This window comes from Thermoflexus sp., assembly GCF_025055495.1.
GTDB lineage: Bacteria > Chloroflexota > Anaerolineae > Thermoflexales > Thermoflexaceae > Thermoflexus.
Genome location: NZ_JANWXB010000135.1, coordinates 1 through 7,686 on the forward strand (window position 1 = coordinate 1; position 7,686 = coordinate 7,686).

General features: G+C 61.9%; 6 protein-coding genes. All 6 read right to left on the minus strand.

Annotated features, from left to right (window positions below; all coding sequences use genetic code 11):
- A partial coding sequence (locus NZM16_RS04690) for a Uma2 family endonuclease (RefSeq protein WP_295478933.1) occupies positions 1-500 on the minus strand: 500 nt, incomplete at its 3' end.
- Between the two features lie 13 nt (positions 501-513).
- Positions 514-2,205 (minus strand): F0F1 ATP synthase subunit alpha, encoded by a 1,692-nt coding sequence (gene atpA, locus NZM16_RS04695; protein ID WP_367281009.1) that lies wholly within the window; start codon positions 2,203-2,205, stop codon positions 514-516.
- Positions 2,206-2,475: 270 nt separating this feature from the next.
- A complete protein-coding gene (locus NZM16_RS04700; protein ID WP_295448683.1) occupies positions 2,476-3,540 on the minus strand; it encodes a M42 family metallopeptidase in 1,065 nt (354 codons plus the stop codon).
- 213 nt (positions 3,541-3,753) lie between these two features.
- Positions 3,754-5,013 carry an ABC transporter ATP-binding protein gene (locus NZM16_RS04705; protein WP_295448686.1) on the minus strand — a complete coding sequence of 420 codons (1,260 nt, stop codon included), beginning with the start codon at positions 5,011-5,013 and terminating at the stop codon, positions 3,754-3,756.
- Positions 5,014-5,189: 176 nt separating this feature from the next.
- The gene (gene sucD / locus NZM16_RS04710; RefSeq protein WP_295448688.1) at positions 5,190-6,068 is read right to left on the minus strand and encodes a succinate--CoA ligase subunit alpha; all 879 of its coding nucleotides are present in this window, start codon (positions 6,066-6,068) and stop codon (positions 5,190-5,192) included.
- A 274-nt stretch (positions 6,069-6,342) separates the two neighbouring features.
- Complete coding sequence (gene sucC, locus NZM16_RS04715) at positions 6,343-7,500, minus strand: ADP-forming succinate--CoA ligase subunit beta (protein ID WP_295478936.1); 1,158 nt, start codon at positions 7,498-7,500, stop codon at positions 6,343-6,345.
- Positions 7,501-7,686: the final 186 nt, after the last annotated feature.

Below are 7,686 nucleotides of genomic sequence, written 5' to 3' on the forward strand. Positions count from 1 at the left end.
TACGACCTGTCCCGCCGCTCCACGATCACTGTCTGCCTCTCCAGATCCACCCACCAGATCTCCGGAATCCCCACTTCGCGATAGGCCGCCCGCTTCTCCCCCAGATCATAGTCCCGCGTGGACTCCGAGAGGATCTCGATCGCCAGATCCGGGGGACCCTCCACCTCCTTCGGGCCCACCCGCCCCACCTCCCGCACCACCATCACATCCGGCGCAAACCGCCGCGTGCCCACCCGAAAGAGCGCATTCCCACCTAGAACACGGCCGGGCGGATGGCTATCCACATGAAATTTCAATAGCGTGGCAAGAAAGATCTGTCGGTCCTCATGACGGACGCTTGCGGGCGAGTGCACCATCATCATCCCATCGAGGTATTCCGCTTTGAGATCCTCATCGGCCAGCGCTTCGAACTCCGCCTCGCTCACCCCATACAGGCGAAGCAGATACGGATGAAGGGGTTCAACCTCCACCTGAACGCGTGCGCCCACGCCAATCCCCATCCGGAACCTCCGGTCATTTGGCCAGCCAACCACGGTTGAACTCCTCGATGGCCCGCCGCAGCTTCTCCTCGGTCTCCTTCGTGATCTCCTTCCGTTCAGCGATATCGCGGCCGACCTCCGGGTAATTCGTGGCCATAAACCGCAGGAACTCCTTCTCCCACTGACGCACCTTCTCCACCGGGATCGCGTCCAGATAGCCGTTCGTCCCGGCGAAGATCACCATCACCTGCTCCTCGAGAGGCATCGGCTCGTATTGAGGCTGCTTCAGAACTTCGGTCAGCCGCTTGCCCCGCTCGATGATCGCCAGGGTGGTCTTATCCAGATCGGATCCGAATTGCACGAAGGCGGCCAGTTCCCGGAACTGGGCCATCTCCAGGCGCAGCCGTCCGGCCACCTGCTTCATGGCCTTCGTCTGGGCGGCGCCGCCCACCCGGGAAACCGAGATCCCCACGTTGATCGCCGGGCGGATGCCCGCGTTGAAGAGATCCGTCTCCAGGTAAATCTGCCCGTCCGTAATCGAGATCACGTTGGTCGGGATGTAAGCGGAAACGTCTCCTAATTGCGTCTCCACGATGGGCAGTGCCGTCAGGCTCCCGCCCGATCCTTTCACTTTCAGGATCTTCAGGTTCTCCTTATCCGGGCGCGCCTCCAGCGCCTTCATGGCCTCCTTGTAGCCAAGGGGGCCCGTGTAAACCTTCCCGTCGATCCCCTCTTTGGCGTCCTCCGGCGCGTCCTGGGGGACAATAATGTATTTGTTCGCCAGACGGGCCGCTCGCTCCAGCAGACGGGAGTGAAGATAAAAGATGTCGCCTGGATAGGCCTCCCGGCCGGGGGGACGCCGGAGCAGCAAAGAGACCTGACGGTAAGCCCAGGCATGCTTGGTGAGGTCGTCGTAGACGATCAGGGCATCGTTGACCAGCTGCCCATCGATGATCACGCCGTTCTCCATCACCTCCTCCCCCATCGCACAGCCCGCGTAGGGGGCAATGTATTGCAGCGCCGCGGGATCGGAGGCGGTGGCCGCCACCACGATGGTGTAATCCATTGCACCATAGCGCTCCAGGGTGGCCACCAGACGGGCAACCTGAGACCGCTTCTGGCCGATGTCCACATAGATGCAGACCATCCCCTTCCCTTTTTGGTTGATGATGGTATCCACTGCGATGGCCGTCTTACCGGTCTGGCGGTCACCGATGATCAGCTCCCGCTGGCCACGGCCGATGGGGATCATGGCGTCGATGGGCTTGATGCCCGTCTGCACCGGCGTGTCCACGTCCTGGCGCTTGGTCACCCCTGGGGCGATCCGCTCAATCGGACGGTAACGATCCGTCACGATCGGCCCCTTGCCGTCCAGGGGGCGCCCCAAGGGATCCACCACCCGGCCCAGCAGCGCCTGGCCCACCGGCACAGAGGCGATCCGGCCGGTTCCACGAACCTTCATTCCCTGACGAATTCCACTGAAATCCCCCAGGATGATCACCCCGACGTTGTCCCGCTCCAGGTTGAAGGCAATCCCGATCACCCCGTTCTCGAACTCCACCAGCTCGCTGGCCATTACGTTGCTGAGGCCCGAGCACCGGGCGATGCCATCCCCCGCCTCGATGACCTCGCCGATTTCGGCCACCTCCACTCCAGGGGTATAGGCTTCGATCCGCTGCTGCAGGGAAGCGATCAGCTCATGCCAGGCATCTGTCCGATCCGCCATCGCTCACCTCGCCGATTAGGAATAGGAGTCGCGCAGTTGATCTCTGGAACGGCACAACCTCTTGTTTAAGTCCCCCGCCCGCGCTGAGCAAGCGCCTTCCTTCACGAAAGGATCGACGAATTTGTGCGAAGGGGGAGATTTGCACCCCAGAGTTTCAAAGGGCCGGAGCGCCCTTACCGGTTCCACCCTCATCGACCCGGATGAGGCGATCGGAGAATTCGCCCAGGGTCCAGGTGAAAAGCGTCACGCAGGTTATTATAGCGGAGATTCTCATGGCTTCAAACGGGCGACGGTCTCCGCATCCAGACGCTGGACCAGGGCGGTGACCAAGGCGATGGCCCGCTCCACGTCCTCCCGATGGACGATGGCGCCGTGGCTATGGATATGCCGGGCCGGAACGCCGATGACCAAGGTTGGAACTCCACCTTTATGGAGATGGATCACGCCGCCGTCGGTAGCCCCACCCTCGATCACAGAGAACTGAATGGGGATCCCCAGGGATTGCGCGGTCTCCACCGCGAGATCTCGCAGCCGGAGGTTGGGGATCATCCGCGCGTCGTAGACGACGATGGTAGGTCCTCCGCCGAGTTTCACCGGGGATTCTTCCGGCTTGATCCCGGGCACATCCCCGGCGATGTCGGATTCCAGGATCAGGGCTACCTCCGGGTTGACCTTCTCCACGCTCGTTGCGGCCCCTCGCAAGCCAACCTCCTCCTGCACAGTGGCCACCCCATACACCGTATTGGGGTGGCCCTCCTGGGCCAGACGGCGCATGACCTCCACCAGCACCGCGCAACCGACCCGGTCATCGAACGCCTTCGCCAAATAGGTCCGGCCATTGGCCAGAATCTGGAATGGCGCCAGGGGGACGATGGGATCGCCCACCCGCACGCCTGCCTCTTCCACTTCCTTCGCAGAGGTTGCGCCGATATCGATATACATGTCCTTTTTCTCAACAACCTTCTTTCGCTCATCCGAAGGAAGCAGATGGGGCGGCTTGGCGCCGATCACCCCGATGACATCTCCCTTGTGAGTTTTAATGACCACTCGCTGGCCCAGAAGGACTTGATCGAACCATCCGCCCAGCGCGGTAAAGCGGATAAAGCCTTCGGGGGTGATGTGCTTGACCATGAAGCCGATCTCATCCATATGTGCAGCGAGCATCACCCGGGGTCCGCCCTCACCCCGCCGGCAAATCAGGCTGCCGATATTGTCCTGCTCCACCTCCCCCAGGCCCTCCAGAAGCCTGCGCATCACCTCCCGGATTTCGGTTTCGTAGCCAGGGACGCCATGAGCTTCCGTCAGGGTTTTGAGCAACATGGCTAGCTCATCCATGGGCATGCTCTCCAGGAATAGGTTTGCATGATTCCTTGTGGTTGCCCCATTGCAAACTTGGGGTTTGGGGTGGCAGGGCGAACGGCTTCGCTGCTCACCCTTCCACCCCAGCTTTTCTTACCCCCTTCCCACGCTGCTTCGCAGCGTGGGAAGGGGCAGTCCCGAATCCCCAGCAGGGAGCGCTAAAATGGCGACAGAGCACGTTCCTTATTTTCAGAAACGGTAGTTGTGCCGTTCGCTTCCTACAGCATGGGAGATCGAGAACCGCTCATGATCCCATCGCCCGTCTATGGCCATTAGACCGTAACGTTCTGGATGCTGCCCCTGAACCACCCGGAACACATAAGCGCGATCATGATAATCAAACATCTCAGCGTCTCGCTCATCGGTCGCGGATACTGAGATCAGGTAAGTTCCCTCCAGAAGAGGGAGAGAGGGGATCGTATAGATGATCTCTCCTTCCCCATCCACCCAGGGGATTTCGAAACCGGAGAACGCCGTATTGGGGCCGCAAATGTGAACTCCATCGTGACGGTAAACGGCTAGACCGAAGATGGGTCTCTCGATTCGCTCTGAAGCTCGATAACGCAGGCGGATGCGCACTGTTTCGCCGGTCTCAAACTGATAACGCTCTATCCCAGCTGCATCCTCCAGATAGACGCGCTCAATCCGCAGGCGACCGCTTCCCCAGCGTGGGAAAGCGCCCCCCTGGTTGTGCGCCACCAAGGCTCGCTCGTCGCGACGGCGGACATCAGCCAGATAGGCTTGCACAACCTCTGCGGGCACTCCTTCCATCCGGATCCGACCGTGATCGAACCATAATGCCCGATGACACAGGCGCTGAACCGCGTTCAGGTCATGCGAGACCAGAAGGACCGTCACCCCTGAACGTTGAAGGGCGGACAAATGATCCAGGCACTTCTGCTGAAAAGCGGCGTCGCCCACTGCCAGCACCTCATCCACCAACAGGATTTCCGCATCCAGATACACCGATACGGCAAAGGCCAAGCGGACATACATCCCCGACGAGTAATGCTTCACCGGGACATCGATGTAATCCTCCAACTCGGCGAAGGCCACAATAGCGTCCAGACGACGGACCATCTCCCGACGGGGAATGCCCAGGAAGGCCCCGCTCAAAAAGATGTTCTCTCGACCCGTCAGCTCGGGGTGGAAGCCGATCCCCAGTTCGAGCAAAGCCGCTACACGACCGCGAACCACCACCTGCCCGGACGTGGGCTCCAGGACGCGAGCGGCCAGCTTGAGGACGGTGCTTTTGCCCGCCCCGTTCGGCCCGATAAGGCCTACGGTTTCCCCAGGTTGAATTTCAAAGGAAACATCCCGTAACGCCCAGAAGGTCTCTGCAGGCCGTCGCCGCCAGAGCCTCCAGCCCTCAACGAAGAGTTCATGGAACGAACGGGGGCGCTGGCGATGCGCATGAAAACGCTTGGAAACTCGATCGAAGCGGATCATCTCTCTGCCGGCCTTCAGGGTTTTAAAGGCTTCTTTGGAGGCAGAGCGAAGCGCCCGGCTCCGCCTCCAAGGCCCCCGAGAAAGCAAACGGTGTAACCCCTACCTCAATTCATAATCGATCAAAGCACTACGAATTACGCTCCGGGTCTCCTCCTGGGCTTTGAGCGGCGAGGCGCTCATGCTCGAACTCCCATGCGGGCGGCGACGATCTCGGCGATTTCCTCCGGATGACGGGCGACCGGGATGCCGACGCTTTCCAGCTTGGCGATCTTATCCGCCGCGGAGCCCGTCCCCCCTTCAATGATCGCGCCCGCGTGACCCATCCGTTTGCCCGGAGGAGCCGTCCGCCCCGCAATGAACGCGGTCACCGGCTTGCTCATGCGGGTGGCGATGAACTCCGCCGCCCGCTCCTCCTCCGTGCCGCCGATCTCGCCGATCAGCACCACATGTTCAGTCTGAGGATCCTCCTCAAACATCGCCAGGACCTCCACGAAATTGGTCCCAGGGATAGGGTCGCCGCCGATGCCCACACAGGTGCTCTGGCCGATCCCGCGCTGGCTCAGCGCGGCGATCACCTCATAGGTGAGGGTTCCGGAGCGGGACACGATCCCCACCGGCCCCGGTCGGGTGATGTGACCTGGGATAATGCCCACCTTGCTCTCCCCAGGGGTGATCAGACCCGGGCCGTTCGGGCCGATGAGACGCACCCCCTTGCGATCCAGATACGCCCGCACTCGGATCATATCCTGGACCGGGATACCTTCGGTGATGCATACGATTAAGGGGATCCCGGCATCGGCAGCTTCGAGGATCGCATCCGGAGCGAACCGCGCAGGGACGAAGATCACCGAGCAATTTGCCCCGGTGGCTTCCACCGCTTCCTGCACCGTATCGAAGACCGGCACCCCCAGGATCCACTGCCCTCCTTTACCTGGGGTTACCCCCGCCACCACCTGCGTGCCGTATTCCAGCATCTGCTGGGTGTGAAACTGGCCCTCCCGGCCAGTGATTCCCTGCACCACCACGCGGGTGTTCCGGTTGATCAGGATGCTCATAGGGTCCGCTCCTCCGGTGATCATCCATTGGGCATTATGCCATTCTTTACGTGAGACGCGGGATCCTGCCCTACCGGGCGCCCCGCCATCGCGCTGGGACGGCGAGGCCGTTTGTCTCACCTGACCCGCCACCCTGCTTAACGCGGCCAGATCTTTCGACCTTCACGCATAGCGATCCAAACAAGGGAGCCGGGCTGCGCATGGCGCAGATCCGCTTGAGCCTGCCTCCACCAATCTCGCCATCGATTCATCCGGGTCTCCCGTTCCGCCGTCGTCACTCCGCGCGGCCCCCATCGCCCGCCAGGCGCACGGCCAGCTGAGCCGCTTCCACCAGCGTGGTCGCCGTGTGCAGGGCTACACCCTGAGCTCCCTGGAGGATAGCCCGTCCCTCTTCTTCATTCGTGCCCACCAAGCGAACGACCACCGGCACCCGCGGGCGGACCATCTCAAAGGCCGCAAGCATCCCTCGCGCGACCTCATCACAACGGGTGATGCCGCCGAAGATGTTGATCAGCACCGCTTTCACATTCGGGTCGGAAAGGATCAGGCGCATCGCGGCCGCCACCCGTTCTGCGCTCGCCCCGCCCCCGATGTCCAGGAAGTTGGCCGGATAGCCGCCGTAAAGCTGAATAATGTCCATGGTCGCCATCGCCAGGCCAGCGCCGTTAACCATGCACCCGATGTTCCCATCAAGCTGCACGTAGCTGATCCCGTATTTCCGGGCCTCCCGCTCCGTTTGGGTCTCCTCGTCCTCATCCCGCATGGCCGCCAGTTCCGGATGCCGGAACAGCGCGTTGTCGTCGATGATCACCTTGCCGTCCAGGGCCAGCAGCGCCGGCCCTGGCACCACCGCCAGCGGATTGATCTCCGCTAAGGTGGCATCGTTTTCTTCAAAACAACGGTAAAGGCCGAGGGCGATCTGGGCGAAGGAGGTCCAGAGGGCGCGATCCAGACCCATCCCGGCAGCCAGGGTTCGGGCCTGGTATTCTCGCAGGCCAAGCTCGGGTTCAATCATCACCCGGACGATTTTCTCCGGAGTGGTCCGAGCCACCTCTTCTATATCTACGCCCCCAGCCGATGAGGCCATGGCCACCACCCGGCGTCGGGCGCGGTCGATGACCAGGCCCAGATACAGCTCCGCCTGGATCTCCGCGGCCTCGTCCACGAGGACGCGACGCACCGGCAGGCCCTTCAGGGTCATGCTCAGGATCTGCTCAGCGATCTGCTCCGCCTCCTCTGGAGTGCGGGCCAGCCGGATCCCCCCCGCCTTCCCCCGCCCGCCCACGAGGACCGGGGCCTTCACCACCACCGGCGTTCCCAATTCCTTGGCGACGGCGCGGGCCTCCTCCGGGCTGGTCGCCACCTTCCCCCGCGGGATGGGGATGCCGTATCGGGCGAAAAGCTGTTTGGATTGGAATTCATGGAGCTTCATAATGTTCCCTCCCCAGGCGCTTCATCATGAGGTCTTGAGTTCAGCAAATCGATCTTTGCATAATCAGCTGAGGGATGGCCTCACCCCTTTCTTCACCTTCGGCGGCCCTCCTGGCCCAGAAAAGCCCTTTCGCACTGATTACATAACAAGTCTAAACGGAAGAGGGAATGCCTCCGGAAGGCGCTG

What these genes read in the sequence shown, in the direction of transcription:
- atpA (WP_367281009.1), bottom strand. Translation starts at nt 2,205, where the DNA reads ATGGCGGATCGGACAGATGCCTGGCATGAGCTGATCGCTTCCCTGCAG.
- NZM16_RS04700 (WP_295448683.1), bottom strand. Translation starts at nt 3,540, where the DNA reads ATGGATGAGCTAGCCATGTTGCTCAAAACCCTGACGGAAGCTCATGGC.
- NZM16_RS04705 (WP_295448686.1), bottom strand. Translation starts at nt 5,013, where the DNA reads ATGATCCGCTTCGATCGAGTTTCCAAGCGTTTTCATGCGCATCGCCAG.
- sucD (WP_295448688.1), bottom strand. Translation starts at nt 6,068, where the DNA reads ATGAGCATCCTGATCAACCGGAACACCCGCGTGGTGGTGCAGGGAATC.
- sucC (WP_295478936.1), bottom strand. Translation starts at nt 7,500, where the DNA reads ATGAAGCTCCATGAATTCCAATCCAAACAGCTTTTCGCCCGATACGGC.